This is a genomic window from Streptomyces bottropensis ATCC 25435, from assembly GCF_000383595.1.
Taxonomy (GTDB): domain Bacteria; phylum Actinomycetota; class Actinomycetes; order Streptomycetales; family Streptomycetaceae; genus Streptomyces; species Streptomyces bottropensis.
Genome location: NZ_KB911581.1, coordinates 1,374,101 through 1,395,630 on the forward strand (window position 1 = coordinate 1,374,101; position 21,530 = coordinate 1,395,630).

Consider the following 21,530-nt stretch of genomic DNA (forward strand, 5'->3'; position numbering starts at 1 on the left):
ATGAGCCTGCGATCCCGTATCGCCGCCCCCGACGAAGGGGGAACCGGACGCGAGGACGGACACCTCGTGGCCGTCTACCGTGCCAAGCTCCTCGAAGAGATCGACCTCGCCGAGATGTCGACACTGACGGCGGCCGACCGCAGGGCCCGCCTCGAACGCGTACTCGGCCACATCATCAGCCGAGAGGGCCCGGTCCTCTCCTCCGCCGAACGCTCCCAGCTGATCCGCAGGGTCGTCGACGAGGCCCTCGGCCTGGGCGTCCTGGAACCCCTCCTGGCCGACGCGTCCGTCACCGAGATCATGGTCAACGGCCCCGACTCGATCTTCGTGGAGCGCGCCGGCCGCGTGGAACAGCTCCCCCTCCGCTTCGCCTCGACCGACCAGCTGATGCAGACGATCGAACGCATCGTCTCCACGGTGAACAGAAGGGTCGACGAATCGAACCCGATGGTCGACGCCCGCCTCCCCACCGGCGAACGCGTCAACGTGATCATCCCCCCGCTCTCGCTCACGGGCCCGACCCTCACGATCCGCCGCTTCCCCCGCGCGTACACCCTTCCGGAGCTGATCGACCTCGGCTCCCTCGACGAGCAGATGCTGATGCTGCTCGCCGCCTTCGTCCGCGCCCGCTTCAACGTGATCGTCAGCGGCGGCACCGGCACCGGCAAGACCACCCTCCTCAACGCCCTGTCCGGCCTGATCCCGCCCCGCGAACGCATCATCACCATCGAGGACTCGGCGGAACTCCAGCTCCAGCAGGAGCACGTCATCCGTCTGGAGTCGCGGCCCCCCAACATCGAGGGCAAGGGCCAGATCACCATCCGCGACCTGGTCCGCAACTCCCTGCGCATGCGCCCCGACCGCATCATCGTCGGGGAGGTCCGAGGCGGCGAGACCCTCGACATGCTCCAGGCCATGTCGACCGGCCACGACGGCTCCCTCGCCACGGTCCACGCCAACTCCGCCGAGGACGCGCTGATGCGGCTGCAGACCCTCGGCTCGATGTCCGAGGTCCTCATCCCCTTCGAGGCCCTCAAGGACCAGATCAACTCGGCGGTGGACGTGGTCGTCCAGCTCACCCGCTTCGCCGACGGCTCCCGCAAGGTCACCGAGATCGCCCTGCTCGTCTCGCACGGCCGCGAACAGTTCCGTATCGCCACGGTCTCCCGCTACGCCCCCGACCCCCTCGGCGCCGACCGCGTCGTCCACGGCCGCTTCGAACACCTGCCGGTGCCCCGCTCCGTCGCCGAGAAGCTGTACGTGGCCAACGAGCCGCTGCCTCCCGCGTACGGAGTGACCGAGGCCATCGACCCGCTCAACACCCGCCAGGCCATCGGATAGCCCCGAGAGCCCCGAGGAGGTAGGACCGAACATGGCGACAGCCCAGGCACTCCAGGAACTCCGGGCGCCCCTGGCGACCCTGGCCCAGGCACCCCTGGACCTGGACAACACCACCCTGCTGGCCCTCGGCGCCACCGTCCTCTGCGGCACCCTCGCTGTCGCGGGCGCCCACGCGTACGTCTCCGGCCGCGCCCAGCGCCAGGCCCTGGCCGACCGTCTCGCGGGCAGCCACGGCGGCGGCCCGGCGCGCACGGCGGCGGGCCGTGTCCGACGCTTCACGACCGTCGACCGCAGGCTGCGCCGCACCCGCCTCGGCCGGGCGATCCACCTAAGACTGACGACGACGGGACTCGACCTGACGGCGGGCGAGTTCACCGCGTACGTCGTCATGGCCGTCGTCGCCCTGTGGCTGATCGCCGCCGCCACCCTGGCCCCGTTCTTCGGCCCGATCGCGGGCGCGATCGGCGTGTGGGCGGCGGCCATCTTCCTCAACTGGCAACGCCAGAAACGCATCGAGGCCTTCATCAACCAGCTCCCCGACGTCGCCCGCCTCCTCGCCAACGCCACCGCCGCCGGCCTCGCCCTGCGCACGTCCCTGGCGATGGCGGCGGAGGAGCTGGAGGCCCCGGCGGGCGAGGAACTGGCCCGGGTGGCCGATCAGCTGGCGCTCGGCCGCTCGGTCGACGACGCGCTCGGCGAGCTGGCCGAACGCCTCCCCTCGCGCGAACTGATCGTCCTCGTCACCACCCTCGTCCTGTCCAACAAGGCGGGCGGCACGGTGGTGAGTTCGCTGCGCAACCTGACCCAGACCCTGGAGGACCGCAAGGAGACCCGGCGGGAGGTCCGCACGATGCTCTCCGAGGTCAACGCGACCGCCTTCACCGTCCCCCTCCTGGGCCTCGGCTCCCTCCTCCTGATCAACTCCTCGAACGAGGGCGCCCTCGCCCGGGTCACCGGCTCCCCCCTCGGCCAGCTCCTGGTCCTGATCTCGATCGGTCTCTACACGGTCGGCTTCTTCGTCATCCGCCGCCTCGGCAAGATCGAAGTCTGAGAAGGGGGCGATGACACGGCCATGACGACATCGACGCTCCCCCTGCTCCTGGCGCTCCTGACGGCCGTCGCCGTCGTGGGCGCCCTGCTGGGCATCCGCATGATCCGCGCCGAGGCGAAACTCCCCGCCGACCTGGCCCTCGCCCTGGAGGTCGGCGCCACCCGCGTCTCGAAGGCCGGCTCGGCCGTCGACCGCCTCGGCATGCGCTTCGCCCCGCTCGTCCTGCGCCTCATGGGCCACCGCCGGGTCGAGGCCAAGCGCCGCCGCATCGACATGGCGGGCAACCCCGGCGGCCTCACCCTCAACCGCTACGCCGCCCGCCGTGCCGTCTACGGCTTCTTCGGCGCCTTCATGGGCCTGGTCTTCCTGACCAGCGACCGCCCCCTCTTCGCCGCCTTCACCTTCGCCTTCGGGCTGCTGGCCGCCGACGCGGCGATCTGGCAGGCGATCCGCGACCGCAAGGACGTCATCGACCGCACGCTGCCCGACTTCCTCGACGTCCTCGCGGTCGTGGTCTCGGCGGGCCTGGGCTTCCGCCAGGCCCTGGACCGGGTCGCCGAGAAGTACGAGGGCCCCTGGGCGGACGAACTCCGCATCACCCTGCGCCAGATGGACATGGGCGTCAGCCGCCGCCAGGCCTTCGACGAACTCCGCCGGCGCAACTCCTCCGAGCAGGTCGCCCAGTTCGTCTCGGCGCTCCAGCAGGGCGAGGAACTCGGCTCCCCGATCGCGGAGACCCTGATCCAGCTCGCCGCGGACATGCGCCGCACCGACGCGCAGAACGCCCGCCGCCGAGCCGCCCGCACCGTCCCCAAGGCCACGCTGGTCACCCTGGTCTTCATGCTCCCGGCCACGATGATCCTCATCGCCACGGGCATGTTCCTGGGCTCGGGCACCAACTTCGGCGACATTCTGGGCCGCTGATGACAGGCCGACGCACTCCACCCCCGCCCGGCCCCACCCCCGGCACCGGCTATCTCGCCGACGACGCCACACCCCCCGCCACCCTCCGCCTCCAGCTCAACGCCCTCCAGTCCCTCGCCCGCCAGACCTTCGCCGTCCGCCTGGTCACCCTCGCCATCGGCACTCCCTTCGCGATGGCCAACACCACGGACGGCCCCCAGAACCACGCCGTCCTCCTCGCCGCCGTCCTCGGCATCACCGTCTCGTACGCCATGCTCAGGGACTGGCACCGCTTCGCCCCCCGCCTCCTCGCCCACCCCACCCTCATGGCCCTGGACCTCCTCTTCGGCGCGGTCCTCCTCCTCACCGCCTCCCCGGCCTCCCCCCTCGCCTACGCCACGGTCTGCACCCCCCTTCTCTCCGGCCTCCTCTACGGCTGGCGCGGCGCCGGCGTGCTCACCGGCCTGCAACTGGCCGTCCTCGTCACGGTCCACCGCACCTGGGAACACCATCCCGGCGCGGGCGTCAGCACCCTTCTCATCGCCGGCTTCTGCGTCGCGGCCGGCATCATCGGCGTCACCCTGCGGAACCTGATGTTCCGTTTCGGTACGGCCACCCAGGCGCTCTCCGAGGTCACGTCCCGCCTCGCCGTCGCGGAGGCGGTGGAGTCCGAACGCGCCCGTCTGGCCCGTGAACTGCACGACTCGGTGGCCAAGACCCTCCACGGCCTGGCCCTCGCCGCCGACGCCCTGGCGACCTCTGCCGACCGTCCGGCCCCGGACCCGGACCAGCTGAAACGACAGGCCGGCCTCGTCGCCTCGGCGGCCCGCCGAGCCGCCGCCGAGTCCCGCGACCTCCTCACGGACCTGCGCCGCCACACCGACCTGACGACGACCCCACCGGCGGACCTGCGCACCGAACTGGCCGGCCGGACAGCGGACTTCGAGTCCCGCACCACCCTCCCCACCCACCTGACCCACACGGGCGAGCCACCCCCGCCGCTCCCGCCCGAGACGACCCGCCACCTCCTGGCGATCACGTCGGAGGCACTGGAGAACGTCCACCGCCACGCGCGGGCGACGGCGGCGGAGGTCTGCCTGAGCGTCACCCCGGACACCCTGCACCTCAGGATCAAGGACGACGGCGTGGGGCTCCCGCCCGCCCTCACCCTCGAAGAGGCGCAGGAATCCGGCCACTTCGGCCTCCTGGGCATGGCGGAACGCGCGGACCGTACGGGCGCGGCCCTGCACGTGGCATCGGACGGCACCGGTACGGAAGTGACCCTGACCCTCCCGCTCCCCGCACACCCGGACGGCGCACCGCCCGCCCCCGATACCCCCAGAGAGGAGGCCGCACATGCCTGACCAGCCCCAGGCCCGCCCCGGCCCACCCCTCCGCGTACTCGTGGCGGACGACAACCCGGTGGTCCGCGCCGGCCTCACGGCCCTCCTGGACACGCACCCTGACATCGAGGTGGTCGCCCAGGCCACGAACGGCGAGGAGGCGGTGACCCGAGCCCGCCGCCACCAACCGGACGTCGCCCTCCTCGACGTCCGTATGCCCGGCACGGACGGGCTCACCGCACTCCCCGAACTGGCCGGCCTCTGCCCCGTCATGATGCTGACCTACAGCACGGAACCCGAGGTCGTGGCCGAGGCGCTGCGCCGGGGAGCGGTCGGCTACCTCGTCCACGGCGAGTTCACGGCACCCGAACTGATCGCGGCGGTACGGGACGTGCGGGAAGGCCGCGCGACCATCTCCACGACTGTCTCATCCTCGCTCGGCGTTTCCTACGAACCTTCACACGAAAGTCACGACCACTCTTCGCAGCTGCAACCATCTGTGAAACAGTTCAACCGACCGTCCTTCGGCCTGAGTTCAAGGGAGGTGGAGGTGATGGACCTCATCGCGTCCGGCATGAACAACCGCCAGATCGCCGCCACCTGCTTCATCAGTGAGAAGACCGTCAAGAACCACATCAACCGGATCTTCGCGAAGCTGCACAGCTCGACGCGCAGCGAAGCGATAGCCCACTGGCTGGGCACGACCCCCGGGGGGTGGCCCCGATGACCCCACCCTCCAGGGAAATTTGGGCCCCCGGACCCACCCCCGGTACGCGCTGTCTCACGTACGGTGATCCGGTTGGTGTCGGCATCGCGCGGGAAGGCAACCGCCATGAAGGTGAAGCACCGTTTCCAGGCCTGGAGGACCACCGTCGTCTCCCGCATGCGCGGGAAGGGGCGGGACGCGGGCGCGGGGTTCGTGGAGTACGCGGGAATCATGATCATCATCGCGGGGATCTTCGTGATGATCGACAGCTTGGGGCTCGACGGTTTGATCTCCCAGGCGATCCTGAACGCGGTGAAGAGCGTCGTCGGCTGATCCGGGCGCGGCTGGTCGGTGACCAGGGATCGACGCTTCCCATCTATATCTGGCTGACGACGATTCTGCTTTTCGCGGCGCTGGCCTTTTTCGTGTTCGCACAGGCGGCATCCGCGCGCAACGGCGCACAGTCGGCGGCGGACGCTGCGGCGTTGGCGGCAGCACAGCAGGCGCGGGACGAATTGTTGCTGAACCTCGAAGACGCCATCGGGGGCGGTGACACCGACTGGTTGGACTGGCTCGACCTGCCTGAGGGAGAACTTCCTCTGGAAGGAGCCGACGCCGCGGCCGCGGAGTTGGCTGCCCAGAACAACTCCAGCCTTGAAGGTGGTGCTCAGCTCACCGAGGTGGACGGTGCTCCGGGGTTCCAGGTCCACGTGGTCACGGACTACACCGTGGGCGATTCGATCATTCCAGGCACCGAGAGCATGCCGGCCAAGGCCCAGGCGGTCGCCGTCATCCAGCCGCGCTGCGACCTCGCTCCGGACGCCGACCCCGAGAAGCCGGTCTCCCTGGACTGCGACGGCGTGCCCGTGGACATCGACCCCGGAAACTTCGATCCGGACGACCTTCCCGACGCGTCCGTGATGTTCTCTGTGTATCTGGCCAAGTGAGAGGAAGCCGTACCGATGAACCTCCGGCACACCATGAAGGGCCGCAGGACAGTGACCGCGGTGGCGATCGCGACCGGGCTGGTCCTCACGGTGGCCGGTTGCGGCGGCGGAGACGACGACAAGCCGGCGGACAGCAAGGGCTCGTCGTCGGCCCCGTCCAAGAAGGACTCCAGCGATGATGAGCAGGATCCGACGAAACCCACCACTGATGCAGTCTTGGCCGAGGTGAAGGGCGAGAACGGGCTGACGCTCACAGTGACGTCCGCTCAGAGGGACAGGGGTGGCTTCGTCACCGTCGAGGGCACCGTCGTGAACAACACCGGCGAGGCCTGGGTCCCGGCGAATTGGCGAGGAGACGAGAAGGAACTGACCAAGAACGGCGCATCCATCGCCGGTGCCAACCTCGTCGACCAGTCCGGGAAGAAGAAGTACCTCGTTCTGCGTGACACCTCGGGCCGATGCCTATGCACGCAGTTCACCGGCGGTGTCGACGAGGGCGCGACCGCCCAGTGGTTCGCCCAGTTCCCCGCCCCTCCCGAAGACACCACCTCCGTGGACTTCCAGGTCGGCTCCATGCCCCCCGCCACGATCGAACTCTCCGAGGGCGAGTGACGTGACGATGACCGCCCCCACCCCACGCGCCGCCGTGCTGGCCGGAGCCGTGGCCGTCCTGGCCGCCCTCACCCTCGCCGCCCCCGCGTACGCCGAGGACGACCCGAGCGAACCCCCGGGCACCGTCACCACCTCCCCACCGCCGGAGGTCGACGCGAACAGTCCGGGGCTGAAGCTCGCCCAAGGGGCCACGCTCGCCCCGGCGAAGGTCCTGGACATCAAGTCGGTCGTGGAGGACCTCGGCGGTGAGGAGCGCCGGGAGGACACGAACGAGAACGTGACGTTCGCGCTCCAGGCGGAGGTTCTCTTCCCGAAGAACAGCGCGAAACTCAACCCGCAGGCCCGCTCACGCATCCAGGCGATCGCGGAGGAGATCAAGAAGCAGGACGCGGCCAAGATCCGCGTCTTCGGCTTCACGGACAACCTCGGCTCGTACGCCCACGGCCTGACGCTGTCCAAGAAGCGCGCGGAGGCCGTCCACGACCTCCTCGCCGCCGACCTGGACGGCGACGTCACCTTCGAGGTGCGCGGCTACAGCGAGGACTACCCGATCGCCGACAACGCGACGGAAGAGGGCCGTAAGAAGAACCGCCGAGTGGAGGTCTCGTTCCCGAGGACCGGAGGAACGACGACCGACAGCTGACCGGCGGGGAAGACTACTCGCCGGGATCGTCTGCCGGGTACGCGACGAACGTGCCCTTGGCGGGGAGGGTGACGACGAGACCGCGCTCCCGCAGCTCGCGGGTGGCGCGGCGGGCGGTCAGGTGTGCCACTCCGTACTCGACGGCGAGGTCACGTTCGCCGGGAAGACGTGCGCCGGGCCGCAGCTCACCCTTGGCGATGCGGTCAGCGATGTGATCGGCCATCTGCATGTAGACGTACGCGATCTTGTGCGGGTCGATCGGCGACTGCTCGGGGTCCGGGGTCATTCCAACAACGTACGGCTGCGATCAGCTGTGCGAATCAATGAGGCGTGCATAACCGCTATACACCGCGCATGTCTACCCAGTAGCGTGCTTGCCATGCTCGACCACGCCCTCCGCCTCTTGGCCCAGCTGCTGCACACCTGCCTGCCCCACCCCCGCGGCCGACACCGGGCCGAACCACCGCCACCCCCGCCTCCGCCCCCGCCGCTCATCACCCAACCCCACGCACCCCATCCCCACGTCCACCCGAACCCCCACCCCCAGCCCCGCCCCCTGGACGACCGCATCCGCCGGCGCGCCACCCGAGGTCTCCGTGAACGCCGCCGAGCCCTCTACCTCGCCTCGCTCGGCCTGGACTCCGAGCCACCCGTACCCCGCGAGGCGCGCGTTCCCGTCGGCGTGGCGGGGACGATTGGATGACGCATGGGGAACACCGCACCCCGCGCCGCCTCCCGGTCCGCATGTGCGTCCGGTGCGAGAACGTCACCGAGAGCCCCGTACTGGTCCACGAGCACCATGGAGCCACCGGCCCCGGCTTCAACGTCTACGCCTGCGCGGAGTGCGCCGTGCACTACCCGCCCCTGGCGGGCGCGTTCGGCGACGCCACGGACGGCCCCTGACCAGGCGTCGAACACCAATTCCCACCATCCGTTCCACCGACGGCGTAGCCACGTGCGGTGTGATGCGAAGCGTTCACGCCACCGGAAACGCCAGGGAGCCGCAGTCATGCGAAAGATCGTCCTGATGATGTCCGTGTCCCTCGACGGCTACATCGAGGGGCCGAACCGTGAGATCGACTGGCACGTGGTCGACGACGAGCTGCACGCGCACTTCAACGACGTCCTCAGGGGCATGGGAGCCTTCCTCGAAGGCCGCGTCACCTACCAGCTGATGGACGCCTACTGGCCCACCGCCGACCAGGACCCCGAGGCCTCGCCCATCGTCGTCGACTTCGCCACGATCTGGCGGAACATGCCGAAGCTGGTCTTCTCCCGGACCCTGCGGCACGGGGACCGGCACACGACGATCGTCCGGGACGTCGTCGTGGCGGACATCCTGGCGCTCAAGGCACAGGACGGCGGCGACCTGGCCCTCGGCGGCGCCGATCTGGCGGCCGAGTTCATGCGGCACGACCTGGTCGACGAGTACCGGATCTACGTCCACCCGGTACGCCTGGGCGCCGGCAAGCGGCTCTTCCCGGAGGGCGACACCGCCACCCCGAGCGGTCTGCGCCTGATCGAGACCCGCGCCTTCGGCAACGGCGTCGTCCTCATGCGCCACGGCCGCCCGGTCGACCGACCCACCGACCACCGCGGCGCCGACCCCGGGAACGGCTAACCCCCGCCCCCGTGTTCGTCCGCGTACGCCCGCAACGACCCCACCACCGTGTTCGTGACCGCGACCAGCGGCACGGCGACCACCGCGCCCCCGATGCCCGCGATCATGCCCCCGGCGGCGACGGCCAGGACGACGGCCAGGGGGTGCACCCGTACGGCCCGTCCGAGGATGAACGGCTGCAGGATGTGCCCCTCGATCTGCTGGACGGCGAGCACGACGACCAGTGTCATGACAGCGGTGAAGACGCCTTGCGTCACCAGCGCCACGACCACGGCCAGCGCGCCCGAGACGACCGCACCCACCAGGGGGATGAAGGAGAACAGGAAGATGAAGACGGCCAGCGGGACCGCCATCGGCACATCGAGGAAGTAGATCCCCAGGCCGATGAAGATGGCGTCGATCAGCGCCACGACCACTGTGCCGCGCACATACGCCGTCAGCGTCCGCCAGGCGCGCGGCCCCGCGTCGGCGACACCCGGCCGGGCCGCCGTGGGCACCAGCTTCAGCGTCCACTGCCAGATCCTCTTACCGTCGTACAGGAGGAAGAGCGTGGAGAACATCGTCAACAGGATGCCGGTGAGCGCCTCGACGAGGACGGTCACGCCCTCCAGGCCCGCCGAGGTGATCGTGTCCGTGTTGTCGCTGACCGCCTCGCGGAGGTTCTTGGCGATGTCGTTGATCTGGTTCTCGGTGACGTGGAACGGGCTGTCGAGCAGCCAGCGCTGCAACTCGTCGATGCCGTCCTGGATCTGGTCGGAGAGGTCGTCGATGTTCTCCATGACCTGCCAGGTGACGAACCAGCCGATCAGTCCGATGACGACGAAGCCGAGGGCGGCGGTCAGGGCGGTGGCGAGGCCGCGCGGTACACCGTGCCGGGTCAGCCGTGCCACGGCCGGCTGGAGCATGGCGGTGATGAGCAGCGCGGCGGTGAACGACATCACCAGCAGCTGGACGGAGCTGATGATGCGCATCAACACCCAGACGGTGCCCGCGAGCACGAGCAGCCGCCAGCCGGCCTCGGCCGCCACCCGCATGCCCCAGGGCACCGCCGTCGCGGGATCGGGCCGGGTGGGGAGGACCGGGACGGCCGTCCAACCCGGAGCGCCACCGGGGGAGCCCGCCGACCCGCCCGCCTCGCCCGTGGCGTCCTCGACCCCGCTCCCGGACTCCTTCGTGGTCCGGACACCCGCGACACCCTCGGAACGACCGGAGCCCGAGCCGGAGCCGGATCCGGACCCGGCCCCTGACCCCGCGTCAGAGGCAGGCCCCGTACCGGAGCCGAGGCCGCTGTCGCCCCCTCCGTCCGCCCCGCTGTCGCGTCGCCGCCCGGCCGGGGCGTCCCTGCCGCCGTCCGGGTCCTCGGTCTCCGACTCGATCTCCGCCCGGCGCCGCTCCAGCCTGTCGGCCCACCGGTGCAACCCGGTGCCGACCCGGCCGAGCCACCCGGGCACCCGCGACATCATCCGCCCTCTTCCCCCGTCATCTCTGCTGGTCACCACTCCTCCCGGAGGCCGCGATCCCGCTCGGCGAACCGACCGTACATGGCCGAAGCCCTCCACCAAAGGACGGTGGAGGGCTTCGCAAGGTTGAGCGGCGGGCGGTCAAGCCCTCGACGGCCTGGAGGCCTAGTACCAGTTGTTCGCCTGCCAAAACGTCCAGGCTTCGCACGGGCTGCCGTAGCGGGATTCCATGTAGTTCAGGCCCCACTTGATCTGCGTGGCCGGATTGGTCTGCCAGTCGGAACCGACGGACGACATCTTGGAGCCGGGCAGCGCCTGGAAGAGTCCGTACGCACCCGAGGAGGGGTTGACGGCCTTGTAGTTCCAGGTGGACTCGTGGTTCACGATGTTGCTGAAGCACGTCCACTGGTCGCTGGCCACGACGGCCTTCGCCATCGCCTGGATCTCGGCGACGGTGTACGAACTCTGCGTGGGGATGTCACCGAGCGAACCGGCGGCTGCGGACTTGGCCTTGACGTCGGCCGCCGCCGCTTCCTTCGCCTTGCGCTCCTGCTCGGCCTTCTCCGCCGCCTGCTGCTTGTCGATCGCGTCCTGGGCCGCCTTCTTACGGGCGGTCTCCTCGGCGTCCTTGCGGGCGCTCGCGTCGGCGGCGACGGCCTGGGCGTCGGCCTGAGCTGTCAGGGACGCGGTCTGCACCTGGGCCTGCTCGCCCACAGGGATGTCGGCGAGCAACATGGTGTCGTTCGCGACCGCCTCGGCGTCGTCAGTCGTCGTCTGGGCGGTGCTGCCCGAGGCAACTCCGACGACACTGCCGACTGCGGTGACCGCGGTGGCCGAGGCCACTGCGAATCCCCGGACCGAAATCCGGCTCACACGGTTTCCTTCCAGCATCGCCCGCCTCGGTGACCCTGGCGGACGCAATCGTGCCCCTGTTCGCTGGCCTCCAACTGCGGGGTCACGGAGGCGCGGGCCCGGTGGGCAACTCCCTTGCGAGGAGCGCCGCGAGGTGCTCGGGCGGCATACGACGAAGGCTATGGAGTTGACCTGGTGCATCTGTGGTGCCGTACCGCTGGGGGTACAGGTGTGTCGTATGCGGGGCCTGACAGGAATGAGACTCTGCCGTAACCCGACACCCCGAGGCAATTCAGTGGTGAGTGTGAAAGCTCACACCTCGTTTGACGCCGGAGATTCACGGAAAGCCGCACGCACCAAGGCGCCGCCCGGCTAGGCTGCTGAGCCTTTTGCCGGGCGGCGCCCTGGGGTTGGGGCTGATTCCGGGAGGTCGGGGTTAAATCTGCCCGTCCTCCAGCATTTCGGTCACAAGGGCCGCGATCTGGGACCGTTCGGACCTCGTCAACGTGACGTGGGCGAAGAGCGGGTGGCCCTTCAGCTTCTCGACCACGGCGACGACACCGTCGTAGCGGCCGACGCGCAGGTTGTCGCGCTGGGCCACGTCATGGGTCAGGACGACACGGGAGTTCGCGCCGATCCGGGACAGCACGGTCAGCAGGACGTTCCGCTCCAGCGACTGTGCCTCGTCCACGATCACGAACGCGTCGTGCAGGGAACGGCCGCGGATGTGCGTGAGCGGCAGGACCTCCAGCATCCCGCGTGCCGTGATCTCCTCGATGACCTCGCGGCTGGTGACCGCGGAGAGCGTGTCGAAGACCGCCTGCGCCCAGGGGCTCATCTTCTCGGACTCGGAGCCGGGCAGATAGCCCAGTTCCTGCCCGCCCACCGCGTACAGCGGCCGGAAGACCATCACCTTCTTGTGCTGCCGCCGCTCCAGCACGGCCTCCAGACCGGCGCACAGGGCGAGCGCCGACTTGCCGGTGCCGGCTCGCCCGCCCATCGACAGGATGCCGACGTCCGGGTCGAGCAGCAGATCCAGCGCGATGCGCTGCTCCGCGCTGCGGCCCTTGATGCCGAACGCCTCCCGATCGCCCCGCACGAGGCGGATGTTGCCGTCGGGCGTCACCCGGCCCAGTGCCTTGCCGCGCTCCGACTGGATCGTCAGGCCGGTGTGCACGGGCAGGGTGCTCGCCTCGGGGACGTAGATCGATCCTTCCTCGAAGAGGATGTCGACCTGTTCGCCGGCCAGGGTCAGCTCGGACATCCCGGTCCACCCGGAGGCGTCCGTGATGGCCAGCTCCGCGCGGTACTCCTCGGCGAGGAGACCCACGGACGATGCCTTGATCCTGAGCGGCAGGTCTTTCGACACCACGGTGACGTCGAAGCCCTCGGCCTGCAGATTGCGGGCGACCGCGAGGATCCGGGAGTCGTTGTCCCCCAGGCGGTAGCCGCTCGGCAGCACACTGGGATCCGAGTGGTTGAGCTCGACCCTGACGGTGCCGCCGAGATCCCCGATCGGGAAGGGGGCGTCGAGGCGGCCGTGCCGGACCCGGAACTCGTCGAGCAGGCGCAGGGCCTGCCGGGCGAAGTAGCCGAGTTCGGGATGGTGCCTCTTGGCCTCCAGCTCCGTCACCACGACGATCGGCAGCACGACTTCGTGCTCGTCGAAGCGGCTCAGGGCGTTCGGGTCGGCCAGCAGGACGCTGGTGTCGAGGACGTAGGTGCGCCGGTCTGGCATACGGCGCTTTGTGCTGGTCACCACGGAAGGACGTACCCCCTCGGATGAGGTCGGGGAGCGACGGGTTCGAACTGGGCCGGTCGACGGCGCCGTTGCACGGGCCGAAAACCGGCCCTCCGCTGCTTCGTCCGTGCTGTGACCGCACGATCGGGCTGGTGCAAAGGGCCTCCCGGGCGGACGGCCCCGAGCCGCCCGCTGAGATCCGACACCCGTGGTTCGGGTGTCGACCTGACTGGCTTATGCCCTCGAACATGCGCCGCCATGCCAAGCGGTACGACGGCGTCGCGGTGAACTCCTCGTTACTTCTGTCCCGGACGCGCTGATGCGCACCTCATCCGCAATACGGAGTTTCAGCCTCCGAAACGGCGCCCGCGCACGGCGTAGTCGCGCAGGGCCCGCAGGAAGTCGACCTTCCGGAAGGCCGGCCAGAAGACGTCGCAGAAGTAGTACTCCGAGTGCGCGGTCTGCCAGAGCATGAATCCGGACAGCCGCTGTTCGCCGCTCGTACGGATCACCAGGTCCGGGTCGGGCTGGTCGACGGTGTAGAGGTGCCTGCCGATCATGTCGATGTCGACGGACTCGGCGAGCTCCTCTATCGAGGTGCCCTTGTCCTGGGCCTCCAGGAGCATCGAGCGCACCGCGTCGGCGATCTCCTGGCGGCCGCCGTACCCGATCGCGACGTTGACCAGTATCCCGTCGACGTCCGAGGTGGACTCCTCGGCCTCCTTGAGCGCGCTCTGCATCCCGGGGGACAGCAGATCCAGCGCCCCCACGTGGTGCACCCGCCAGCGGCCGTCGGCTGCGAGGGAGCGGACGGTGTCCTCGATGATGCCGAGGAGCGGGACCAGCTCTTCCTTCGGGCGGTTGAAATTGTCGGTGGAGAGCAGCCAGAGGGTGACGACCTTGACGTCCGTCTCGGTGCACCAGCCGAGGAATTCCTCGATCTTGTGGGCGCCGGCCTGGTGGCCCTGCATCGTGGTGGAGCCCGCCGCCTTCGCCCAGCGCCGGCTGCCGTCCACGATCACGCCGATGTGCTCGGGCACCTGGGCGTGGTCGAGGTGACCCTCGACCCTGCGTGCGTAGACCTTGACCAACAGGCCGCGCAGTGTGTCGCGCAGGTTCACGTGTTCCAGCCCCTCCGGTGCGGTGACGGTCCCCTTGGAGAGCCGAAGCCTACCGGTGCCGGAGGCCTTGGGAGGTCCGGGGGCGGGGGGCTTGGGGGGCGGCCCGCTGCGGTGTGCGGGGGCGCCGGCCTCCCGCTCGCCGTCCCGGGGGAGCGGTCGTGCGGGCAGAAAAAACGGGCCGGTCCGTGGGGGGGAGACGGACCGGCCCGAGGGGGGGTTTCCACCATAACCCTTCGTGAGTGATGCTGCGTGCATCGGCGCTCCACAACTACTCTCCGGAGCTGGACGACAGCGCGACGGTGAATGCGGAAGCGTTCATTCAGGGTGTGATCGAGGGGTGATCATGGCCGAATTCCGGCGGATTCGAAGGAGGAAAGGCGAAATCCCTGCGGGAATGTGAGGCTTGCGCGGTGTTGTGCGGCTTCCGGGGAGAAACGGCCCGGCGCCCCCGTACGGGTGAAGCGCGAGCGGAACGCGCGCTTGACGGTGAAATCCTGGGGTGCACGGCTTCGCGCAGCCCCCTCCACTGCGCGACGCCGTACCGCGCAGCTTTGCTCACGCGAATTCCCTTGGTCTGAACCTACGTGAGCGGGGCGGGAGAATCCAAGCCGTGGGCGATAACGATGTGGACACCCGATCGACGCCGCAATCTAGGTCAGGATCTGACCGCCATCGGGCCTGGCCTCGGTCCCATGACGGCGACGAGCGCTGGGGGTGCCCCCGTATGAAGGCCACACGGACCTCGAAGAACGAGCAGGTCACGCCGGTCAGGTCGGTCACCTGGGAGCAGGCGAGTGCGCGGCGGACGGAGCGGCTGTTCCTGAGGGCGCCCGCGCCGGCCGGTACGCCGGTCGCCGAGGTGGCGGGGGCGATGCTGGGCGCCCACGCACAGGTGCTGTCGGCGGCCGAGCTGTCGCTCGGGCTGCGCACGGCGGAGAGCACACGGGCGGACGTACGGGCCGCGCTGTGGGAGGACCGGACGCTGGTGAAGACGTTCGGGCCGCGCGGCACCGTGCATCTGCTGCCCACCGCCGAGCTGCCCCTGTGGACGGCCGCGCTCACCGCGATCCCGGCCGGAACGAGCCCGTTCGCCCCGGACGTACGGCTCGGCGAGGAGCGGGCCGCGCAGGTCGTGGCCGCGATCGGCGCCGCCCTCGACGGGACCACGTTGACCGTCGAGGAGCTGGGCGAGGAGGTCGTCGCGCGCACCGGACCCTGGGCCGGGGACCTCGTCATGCCCGCCTTCCAGGGACTGTGGCCCCGCTGGCGCCAGGTCCTGCACCGCGCGGGCCAGTCCGGCGCCCTGTGCTTCGCCCCCGACCGCGACCGCCGGGCGACCTACACCCGGCCCCCGCACTTCGCCTCCCTGCCCTCCCCAAAGGACGGCCTGCCCACGCTCGTACGGCACTGTCTGCGCGCCTACGGCCCCGCCTCCCCTCGCCACTTCGCGCGATGGGCGGCGGCCCCCGGCGCCTGGTCCGACCGCCTCTTCGCCTCGCTGGCCGCCTCCGGCGAGATCGAGCCGGTCGACTTCGAGGGCGAGCCCGCCTGGGTGGCGGCGGGCGACACCGGCTTCCCCGAGGACCCCGCCGCTGTCCTGCGGGGCGTACGGCTGCTGCCCTATTTCGACGCGTACGGCATCGCCGCGCAGCCCCGCGAGCGGCTGTTCCCCGGGGCGGCGTACGAACGGGCCCTCGCGCGCGGACAGGCGGGCAACTACCCGCTGCTGCTGGTGGACGGCGTGGTCGCGGGCGTCTGGCACCAGCGGCGCCAGGGACGGCGTACGACGGTGACGGTGGAGCCGCTCGGGCGGCTGGACGCGCGGCAGGAGCGGGAGTTGGGGGAGCGGGTCGAGCGGGTGGGCGAAGTGCTGCAGGCACGGGCCGAGTTGACGATCGGGAAGGTCACGGTCGGACCGCACGCCTGAGCGGGCGCCTCACCCGGCCGGCTTGCGGGCCTCGACGAGGTGGCGGGCGCTGTGCGCGACGAAGGGACCCTCACGCTCGATCCGCTCGTGCAGGGAGCGCAGTTGCGGGAGGTACGCCTCGACGGTGAAGCCGGGCACCATCCAGACGACCTTCTTCAGGAAGTGCACGACCGCGCCGATGTCATGGAACTCCATCCGGAGCCGCTCGGCCCGCAGGTCCACGATCTCCAGCCCGGCCGCCTCGGCGTCGGCGCGCTCGTCGTCCGGGTGGCGGCCGCGCCGGGTCTCCTCGGTCAGCGGCCCGGTGAAGTGCTCGACCAGCTCGAAGACACTGCTCGGCCCCACGTGCTGCGCGAAGTACGTGCCACCGGGTTCGAGGACCCGGGCGATCTCCGACCAGGGCGGGCGTACCGGATGCCTGCTGGTGACCAGGTCGAACGCCCCGTCCGCGAACGGCAGCGGCGCGCCCTGCTCCACGGCCACCACCACCGCGCCCCGGGGACGCAGCAGCGCGGTGGCCTTGGCGACGTTCGCCGGCCACCCCTCCGTGGCCACGGTCACCGCCGGGAACCGGGGAGCGGAGGCGAGCACCTCACCGCCCCCGGTGTCGATGTCCAGCGCCGCCGAGGCCCGCCCCAGCCGCTCACCCATCGCCCGCGCATACCCCCACGACGGCCGGGCCTCCGTGGCCCGCCCCTCGAACCACGAGAAGTCCCATCCGTCGGTGGGCACGGCATCGCCTTCGGCGACGAGGTCGTCGAAGGCGCGGGCGGAGAGGGGGGAGTGGGAGGAGTGGGGGGACAGGGAGGCCATGGGGATGGATTGTGCCGAGGGGGAGCAGGGGCCGCGACCGATTTTCGGCGCCTGAGGGGCGGAGGGCGCGGCCCCTGCCCCTCAGGCGCGCGGGGAACCGCGCGACCAGCCACGACCGACCCGCGGCCGCCCGATCACCGAACCCCCGCATTCCGTAGGCGGCCTCGGGCCACTTCGACCCGCACCTACTCGGAGAGCACCGCCTCCGCCTCCAACGTGACCCCGACCGCCTCGATCACCGCCGCGATCCGGAACGCCTCCTGCACCGTCTCCCGCCCGACCCCCGCCCGGCGGAGCGCCTGCTCGTGCGAGTCCAGACACGCCCCGCACGCGTTGACCGCGGACACGGCGAGCGCCCACAACTCGTAGTCGACCCGGTCCACCCCCAGATCGCCGATGACCTTCATCCGCAGCCCCGTCCGCAGATCGCCGTACGCGTGGTCGGAGAGCAGATGCCGGGTCCGGAAGAAGACGTTGCTCAACGCCATCGTCGCGGCGGCCGACTTCGCCGCCGTGTACGCCTCGGGCGACAGCCGCGCCCTCGCCTCCGGCGCCAGCTCGCGCAGCACCCGCGCCGAGCGCGAGGCGATCGCCGTGGCCAGCGCGGTCCCCCACAGCCGCTGCTCCGACAGCTCGGAGTCGCCGAGGACGGCATCCAGGTTCCGCCGCAGATCCTTCGCGTACTCCGGAATCGCGGACCTCAAGGTGTCGAGCGACATGGCGTCCTCACTCCCGGGCGGGCGGCTGACGGGGTCCAGTGTGGCGGTGCCGCGGGGCCGGCGCGGCACCGGCCTACTCCGTACGCAGCCCCTCCGGCCGCATGAGCCGCACCAGCGGCGGCATGCTCAGGGCCGTGACCAGCAGGACGACGCCCGCGCCGATGCCCGTCATCGACAGCACCCCCGACCAGTCGACGGCCACCGGGAAGCCCGTCATCTTCAGCAGTACCGCTCCCAGGGCCAGTCCGACCGACGAGGCCAGGACGAGGCCCAGTGTGATCGGGATCGCCGTCTGCCACAGCACGGACAGACCGAGCGTGCGGCGCCGGGTGCCGAAGGCGACCAGGGCCGACAGCAGCTTCCTGCGTTCGCGCAGCTGCTCCAGCTGGGAGACGAGGAGGCTCGCGCCGATGAGGACGAGCACGGCGGACGCGCCGACGAGCAGACCGGTGCGGATGTCCGCGAACTGGTCCACCCGCCGGGTCGAGGCCCACTCCCAGGTCCGGATCAGCGGATCGACCGCGACGGCGGCGTTGCGCACCTCGTCGAGTGCGTTCGGGACCTTGGGGTCGGTGCGGACGTAGACGGTGCTGGAGAGTCCGTCCGCGGCCTTCGCGGGCAGGGCACCGGGGGTGGCCAGCAGCCCCTCCGCGCCGCTCCGCAGCGGGTCCGACCGCTGGGACACCTGCTTCACGTCGGCCGGCAGCTTCCAGGCGGTCTCTGCTCCCGGCTCCTCCCCGCTGAAGGACGGGTCGAAGTACAGCGTCTTTCCCGCGACACCGAACTGCGCCACGTCGGCGTCCCTGAGCCTTTCGGGAGTCTTCAGTACGAAGACGTCACCGTCCCGGCACGAGGAGATCGTGGCGAGTTCGCGCAGCGCGGCGCAGTTGCCGACGGTCACCCCCATCCATGCCTCGGGGTCCTTGGCCGTGGCGGAGATCTCCGCGGTGGAGAGCGCGGCGATGGCCTCGGCCCCCTTGGCCCGCTTCAGCTCCTGGGCGGCGACGCTCACAGGCAGGTCGTCCGGCAGCGCCAGCTCCATCTGGGTACGGGTGACGTCCTGGCCGGTCGACTCGGTGTACCTGCCCTCGACGCCGGCGAACAGCATCTGCAGGGCGATCGCGCCGGCCACCGCCACCGCGATGCCGTTGACCATGCGGGCCGCCGATCCGCTGCTCAGCTGGAGCCTGCGGACGGCCAGTTGCCAGGAGACGCCGCCGGAGCCCAGCCGGGCGACGAACGCCTCGACGATCCACGGCAGCAGCGCGGTGATGCCGAACAGCAGCAGGACGACACCGCCGGTCACCATGTACTCGTTGAACTCCCCGTTCCCCGAGCCCTGGCCGATCATCGGGTAGAGCAGGGCGAGACCGCCGAGCGGCGGCAGCAGCCGCCACCAGAGCCTGCGGCGCGCGGGCCTGGCCGTGCGGACCACACCGAGCGGTTCGATGACGACACCGCGCAGCGCGAACAGGGTGACGAGGACGGCCGCCGCCGGCACCGTGAACGCCACCAGCAGGGCGAGCGCGGGGGAGGGGTCGAGGTAGCTCGGGAACACACTGACGTCGAACACTTCTATGGAGCCGATGACCTGACGGCCGAGCAGGAAGAAGCAGGTACCGAAGACCAGCCCCAGCACGGCACCCGAGAGCGCCTCGCCCGCCGCGATCCTCCGCGTCATCCGCCCGTCGGAGCCGACCAGCCGCAGCGCCGCCAGCCTGCGGTCGCGCCGCTCGCCACCGAACCGTACGGCCGTGGCGATGAAGACGGCGACCGGCATCAGCAGCACCACGAAGACGACCAGCGTGAGCAGCAGAAGGATCGGGTCCATCTCCTCCTGCGGCTGATCGGTCGTACCGAACCGGTCGATCCGTGCGACCAAAGAGCCGTCGAGCCGCTGCGCGAGTCCGTCGGCTCCGGCGTAGTAGGCGAGTTCACCCGGGCCGATCAGCCCGCTCTCGCCGATGGTGCCCACCGTCCGGTAGCGCAGCCGGTCGCGCAGGAGTTCCCCGGCGTCCGACGTCAACAGGTCGGCGAGGGCCGGGGAGACGACCATCTCGCCCGGTGCGGGGAACTTCGCCAGTCCCGGCGGCGGCTGCGCGTCCGCGCCCTCCTGTTCGAGGAGCCGTCCCCGGATCTCCTGGTGCTGGTACTCGGTGTCGGTGTCGCCGACGAGCAGGGTCCTGTCGGTCGGCTCGGAGTGGGCGTTGTCCTCCAGATAGCCGATGCCCCGGTCCTGCCGGGCGTCCTCACGGGCTCCCCGGGTCTCCAGGGCGTTCGGTATCGCCGTGGTGAGCAGCAGCAGCGCCACCCCGAGTCCGACGCCGGCTGCCGTGAGCAGGGCACGCACCCAGCCCTCGCGGCCCCCGGTGAAGGCGAACCGGGCCCCCATGGCCAGGTCCCGGTACCACTGGCGCACGGTGGCGCTCATACGACGCGCTCCATGTCCCGTGACTTCCCGTCCCGTACGACGATCTCGCGGTCCGAGTACGCGGCCACCCGCGCCTCGTGCGTGACGAGGACGACGGCGGCGTTGGTCGACCGGGCGGCCTCGGTGAGCAGTTCCATCACGCGCTCGCCGTTGAGCGAGTCGAGCGCGCCGGTGGGCTCGTCCGCGAACAGCAGCCGGGGATTGGTGACCAGCGCACGCGCCACGGCGACCCGCTGGCCCTGACCGCCGGAGACCTCACCGGGACGCTTGCGGGCGAGGTCGTCGACCTCCAGGCGCTCCATCCAGCCGAGGGCGGTCCGCTCGGACTCCTTGCGGGAGCCGCCGTTCAGCCGCAGCGGGAGCGCCACGTTCTCCACGCATGTCAGTTCCGGAACGAGCTGGCCGAACTGGAAGACGAATCCGAACTCGCTGCGCCGCAGCGCGCTGCGTTCGGTGTCGTTCATGGTGGCCATCTCGCGGCCGTTGTACGTGATCGAGCCCGAGTCGGGCGGCACGATCCCGGCGAGGCAGTGCAGCAGCGTCGACTTGCCGGAGCCGGAGGGGCCCATCACCGCGACGACCTCGCCGGGGTGGATGGAGAACCCGGCGCCGTCCAGGGCGTTGGTCGGCCCGTACGCCTTGCGCAGATCGGTCGCGACGAGCAGGGAGCCGGCGGGGGTCATCGGCGGACCACCGCCTCGGCCAGTCTGCCCAGTCGGGCGGCGGTCAGCTCCAGCCATCGCAGATCGGCCTCCAGGTGGAACAGGGCGTGGTCGCAGATCAGTTGATCGGCCAGGTCGCCCTTGCGCTTGCGGTCGGTGAGGATGCGCATCATGCGCAGGTGCTCGGAACGCTGGGTGTCGAGGATGTCGGCCGCGTTCCGGTCGGTGAGCAGGGCGAGGACGACCTTCGTGTAGAGGGTCGACTGCAGATACGGCTCGGGCTTCTCGGGCGTCGCGAGCCACCGCTGGACATCCGTGATGCCCGCCTCGGTGATGGCGTACCGCTTGCGCTCGGGTCCGCCGCCGGGTTCGATGCCGTCGACCTCGACGAGGCCGTTCTTCAGCAGGCGCGACATCGTCGAGTAGACCTGGCCGTAGTGCAGCGGCCGGTCGTGACCGAACTTCTCGTCGAAGGCCCGCTTCAGGTCGTAACCGTGTCGGGGCCCGGACTCCAGGAGTCCCAGGAGAGTGTGACCGATGGACATGAGCACGACTGTACACAGTGGGTATACACCGCACGTATACCTGCCGTGTATAGGTCGCCACCGGGCGTGGAGGGGCCCAGGTCAGGGCCGAT

Annotated in this window: 23 protein-coding genes; 13 read left to right on the plus strand and 10 right to left on the minus strand. The window is 70.5% G+C overall.

What is annotated here, in order from left to right; translation table 11 throughout:
* The 9 genes from STRBO_RS0106210 to STRBO_RS0106250 all read left to right on the plus strand — a co-directional run bounded on the left by STRBO_RS0106210 (position 1) and on the right by STRBO_RS0106250 (position 7,546).
* On the plus strand, positions 1–1,341 hold the full coding sequence (locus STRBO_RS0106210) for a TadA family conjugal transfer-associated ATPase (RefSeq protein WP_005480761.1): 1,341 nt from the start codon (positions 1–3) through the stop codon (positions 1,339–1,341).
* A gap of 31 nt (positions 1,342–1,372) precedes the next feature.
* Positions 1,373–2,392, plus strand: a complete 1,020-nt coding sequence (locus STRBO_RS0106215) for a type II secretion system F family protein (RefSeq protein ID WP_005480757.1) — start codon at positions 1,373–1,375, stop codon at positions 2,390–2,392.
* A 21-nt stretch (positions 2,393–2,413) separates the two neighbouring features.
* On the plus strand, positions 2,414–3,316 hold the full coding sequence (locus tag STRBO_RS0106220) for a DUF5936 domain-containing protein (protein ID WP_005480756.1): 903 nt from the start codon (positions 2,414–2,416) through the stop codon (positions 3,314–3,316).
* Positions 3,316–4,659, plus strand: a complete 1,344-nt coding sequence (locus STRBO_RS0106225; RefSeq protein WP_005480755.1) for a sensor histidine kinase — start codon at positions 3,316–3,318, stop codon at positions 4,657–4,659. Before STRBO_RS0106220 ends, STRBO_RS0106225 begins: the two co-directional genes overlap by 1 nt.
* The gene (locus tag STRBO_RS0106230; protein WP_020113932.1) at positions 4,652–5,365 is read left to right on the plus strand and encodes a response regulator transcription factor; all 714 of its coding nucleotides are present in this window, start codon (positions 4,652–4,654) and stop codon (positions 5,363–5,365) included. Before STRBO_RS0106225 ends, STRBO_RS0106230 begins: the two co-directional genes overlap by 8 nt.
* 105 nt (positions 5,366–5,470) lie before the next feature.
* Positions 5,471–5,677, plus strand: coding sequence for a hypothetical protein (locus STRBO_RS0106235; protein WP_005480752.1), 207 nt, complete (start codon positions 5,471–5,473; stop codon positions 5,675–5,677).
* Positions 5,678–5,688: 11 nt separating this feature from the next.
* On the plus strand, positions 5,689–6,291 hold the full coding sequence (locus STRBO_RS0106240; protein WP_280634025.1) for a pilus assembly protein TadG-related protein: 603 nt from the start codon (positions 5,689–5,691) through the stop codon (positions 6,289–6,291).
* Between the two features lie 15 nt (positions 6,292–6,306).
* The gene (locus STRBO_RS0106245) at positions 6,307–6,903 is read left to right on the plus strand and encodes a hypothetical protein (RefSeq protein WP_005480748.1); all 597 of its coding nucleotides are present in this window, start codon (positions 6,307–6,309) and stop codon (positions 6,901–6,903) included.
* A 7-nt stretch (positions 6,904–6,910) separates the two neighbouring features.
* Positions 6,911–7,546, plus strand: coding sequence for an OmpA family protein (locus STRBO_RS0106250; protein ID WP_020113934.1), 636 nt, complete (start codon positions 6,911–6,913; stop codon positions 7,544–7,546).
* Positions 7,547–7,559: 13 nt separating this feature from the next.
* Here STRBO_RS0106250 and STRBO_RS0106255 read toward each other — a convergent pair whose 3' ends face one another.
* A complete protein-coding gene (locus STRBO_RS0106255) occupies positions 7,560–7,832 on the minus strand; it encodes a GntR family transcriptional regulator (protein WP_005480744.1) in 273 nt (90 codons plus the stop codon).
* A 93-nt stretch (positions 7,833–7,925) separates the two neighbouring features.
* Between STRBO_RS0106255 and STRBO_RS43400 the strand changes: the two genes are divergently transcribed.
* The 3 genes from STRBO_RS43400 (at position 7,926) to STRBO_RS0106270 (ending at position 9,167) form a co-directional block, all read left to right on the plus strand.
* A complete protein-coding gene (locus STRBO_RS43400; RefSeq protein WP_005480743.1) occupies positions 7,926–8,249 on the plus strand; it encodes a hypothetical protein in 324 nt (107 codons plus the stop codon).
* On the plus strand, positions 8,246–8,449 hold the full coding sequence (locus STRBO_RS43405) for a hypothetical protein (protein ID WP_158690968.1): 204 nt from the start codon (positions 8,246–8,248) through the stop codon (positions 8,447–8,449). Before STRBO_RS43400 ends, STRBO_RS43405 begins: the two co-directional genes overlap by 4 nt.
* A gap of 106 nt (positions 8,450–8,555) precedes the next feature.
* Complete coding sequence (locus STRBO_RS0106270; RefSeq protein ID WP_005480739.1) at positions 8,556–9,167, plus strand: dihydrofolate reductase family protein; 612 nt, start codon at positions 8,556–8,558, stop codon at positions 9,165–9,167.
* Here STRBO_RS0106270 and STRBO_RS0106275 read toward each other — a convergent pair.
* From STRBO_RS0106275 to STRBO_RS0106290, 4 genes are all read right to left on the minus strand, one after another.
* Positions 9,164–10,630, minus strand: a complete 1,467-nt coding sequence (locus tag STRBO_RS0106275; RefSeq protein WP_005480738.1) for an AI-2E family transporter — start codon at positions 10,628–10,630, stop codon at positions 9,164–9,166. The two genes, STRBO_RS0106270 and STRBO_RS0106275, sit on opposite strands and share 4 nt — an antisense overlap.
* 162 nt (positions 10,631–10,792) lie before the next feature.
* Positions 10,793–11,518, minus strand: a complete 726-nt coding sequence (locus STRBO_RS0106280) for an aggregation-promoting factor C-terminal-like domain-containing protein (protein ID WP_005480732.1) — start codon at positions 11,516–11,518, stop codon at positions 10,793–10,795.
* A 397-nt stretch (positions 11,519–11,915) separates the two neighbouring features.
* Positions 11,916–13,241: an RNA 5'-3' helicase PhoH2 gene (gene phoH2 / locus STRBO_RS0106285; protein WP_028796497.1), complete on the minus strand. Its 1,326-nt coding sequence runs from the start codon at positions 13,239–13,241 to the stop codon at positions 11,916–11,918.
* A 326-nt stretch (positions 13,242–13,567) separates the two neighbouring features.
* The gene (locus STRBO_RS0106290) at positions 13,568–14,341 is read right to left on the minus strand and encodes an isoprenyl transferase (protein ID WP_005480727.1); all 774 of its coding nucleotides are present in this window, start codon (positions 14,339–14,341) and stop codon (positions 13,568–13,570) included.
* Positions 14,342–15,065: 724 nt separating this feature from the next.
* Between STRBO_RS0106290 and STRBO_RS0106300 the strand changes: the two genes are divergently transcribed.
* Positions 15,066–16,268, plus strand: coding sequence for a winged helix DNA-binding domain-containing protein (locus STRBO_RS0106300; protein WP_005480726.1), 1,203 nt, complete (start codon positions 15,066–15,068; stop codon positions 16,266–16,268).
* A gap of 9 nt (positions 16,269–16,277) precedes the next feature.
* Here STRBO_RS0106300 and STRBO_RS0106305 read toward each other — a convergent pair whose 3' ends face one another.
* From STRBO_RS0106305 to STRBO_RS0106325, 5 genes are all read right to left on the minus strand, one after another.
* Positions 16,278–17,081: a class I SAM-dependent methyltransferase gene (locus STRBO_RS0106305; RefSeq protein ID WP_005480724.1), complete on the minus strand. Its 804-nt coding sequence runs from the start codon at positions 17,079–17,081 to the stop codon at positions 16,278–16,280.
* 185 nt (positions 17,082–17,266) lie between these two features.
* The gene (gene ahpD, locus STRBO_RS0106310; protein WP_005480723.1) at positions 17,267–17,800 is read right to left on the minus strand and encodes an alkylhydroperoxidase, AhpD family; all 534 of its coding nucleotides are present in this window, start codon (positions 17,798–17,800) and stop codon (positions 17,267–17,269) included.
* Between the two features lie 73 nt (positions 17,801–17,873).
* Positions 17,874–20,231 carry an ABC transporter permease gene (locus STRBO_RS0106315; RefSeq protein ID WP_005480722.1) on the minus strand — a complete coding sequence of 786 codons (2,358 nt, stop codon included), beginning with the start codon at positions 20,229–20,231 and terminating at the stop codon, positions 17,874–17,876.
* Positions 20,228–20,914: an ABC transporter ATP-binding protein gene (locus tag STRBO_RS0106320; protein WP_005480721.1), complete on the minus strand. Its 687-nt coding sequence runs from the start codon at positions 20,912–20,914 to the stop codon at positions 20,228–20,230. The genes STRBO_RS0106315 and STRBO_RS0106320 overlap by 4 nt, the downstream gene beginning before the upstream one ends.
* Positions 20,911–21,438, minus strand: a complete 528-nt coding sequence (locus tag STRBO_RS0106325) for a PadR family transcriptional regulator (protein WP_028796498.1) — start codon at positions 21,436–21,438, stop codon at positions 20,911–20,913. The genes STRBO_RS0106320 and STRBO_RS0106325 overlap by 4 nt, the downstream gene beginning before the upstream one ends.
* Between the last annotated feature and the right edge of the window lie 92 nt (positions 21,439–21,530).

Bases quoted from the DNA above. Each gene is read 5' to 3' on its own strand.
- STRBO_RS0106210 (WP_005480761.1), top strand. From the start codon at position 1: ATGAGCCTGCGATCCCGTATCGCCGCCCCCGACGAAGGGGGAACCGGA.
- STRBO_RS0106215 (WP_005480757.1), top strand. From the start codon at position 1,373: ATGGCGACAGCCCAGGCACTCCAGGAACTCCGGGCGCCCCTGGCGACC.
- STRBO_RS0106220 (WP_005480756.1), top strand. From the start codon at position 2,414: ATGACGACATCGACGCTCCCCCTGCTCCTGGCGCTCCTGACGGCCGTC.
- STRBO_RS0106225 (WP_005480755.1), top strand. From the start codon at position 3,316: ATGACAGGCCGACGCACTCCACCCCCGCCCGGCCCCACCCCCGGCACC.
- STRBO_RS0106230 (WP_020113932.1), top strand. From the start codon at position 4,652: ATGCCTGACCAGCCCCAGGCCCGCCCCGGCCCACCCCTCCGCGTACTC.
- STRBO_RS0106235 (WP_005480752.1), top strand. From the start codon at position 5,471: ATGAAGGTGAAGCACCGTTTCCAGGCCTGGAGGACCACCGTCGTCTCC.
- STRBO_RS0106245 (WP_005480748.1), top strand. From the start codon at position 6,307: ATGAACCTCCGGCACACCATGAAGGGCCGCAGGACAGTGACCGCGGTG.
- STRBO_RS0106250 (WP_020113934.1), top strand. From the start codon at position 6,911: ATGACCGCCCCCACCCCACGCGCCGCCGTGCTGGCCGGAGCCGTGGCC.
- STRBO_RS0106255 (WP_005480744.1), bottom strand. From the start codon at position 7,832: ATGACCCCGGACCCCGAGCAGTCGCCGATCGACCCGCACAAGATCGCG.
- STRBO_RS43400 (WP_005480743.1), top strand. From the start codon at position 7,926: ATGCTCGACCACGCCCTCCGCCTCTTGGCCCAGCTGCTGCACACCTGC.
- STRBO_RS43405 (WP_158690968.1), top strand. From the start codon at position 8,246: ATGACGCATGGGGAACACCGCACCCCGCGCCGCCTCCCGGTCCGCATG.
- STRBO_RS0106270 (WP_005480739.1), top strand. From the start codon at position 8,556: ATGCGAAAGATCGTCCTGATGATGTCCGTGTCCCTCGACGGCTACATC.
- STRBO_RS0106275 (WP_005480738.1), bottom strand. From the start codon at position 10,630: ATGATGTCGCGGGTGCCCGGGTGGCTCGGCCGGGTCGGCACCGGGTTG.
- STRBO_RS0106280 (WP_005480732.1), bottom strand. From the start codon at position 11,518: ATGCTGGAAGGAAACCGTGTGAGCCGGATTTCGGTCCGGGGATTCGCA.
- STRBO_RS0106300 (WP_005480726.1), top strand. From the start codon at position 15,066: ATGAAGGCCACACGGACCTCGAAGAACGAGCAGGTCACGCCGGTCAGG.
- STRBO_RS0106305 (WP_005480724.1), bottom strand. From the start codon at position 17,081: ATGGCCTCCCTGTCCCCCCACTCCTCCCACTCCCCCCTCTCCGCCCGC.
- ahpD (WP_005480723.1), bottom strand. From the start codon at position 17,800: ATGTCGCTCGACACCTTGAGGTCCGCGATTCCGGAGTACGCGAAGGAT.
- STRBO_RS0106315 (WP_005480722.1), bottom strand. From the start codon at position 20,231: ATGAGCGCCACCGTGCGCCAGTGGTACCGGGACCTGGCCATGGGGGCC.
- STRBO_RS0106320 (WP_005480721.1), bottom strand. From the start codon at position 20,914: ATGACCCCCGCCGGCTCCCTGCTCGTCGCGACCGATCTGCGCAAGGCG.
- STRBO_RS0106325 (WP_028796498.1), bottom strand. From the start codon at position 21,438: ATGTCCATCGGTCACACTCTCCTGGGACTCCTGGAGTCCGGGCCCCGA.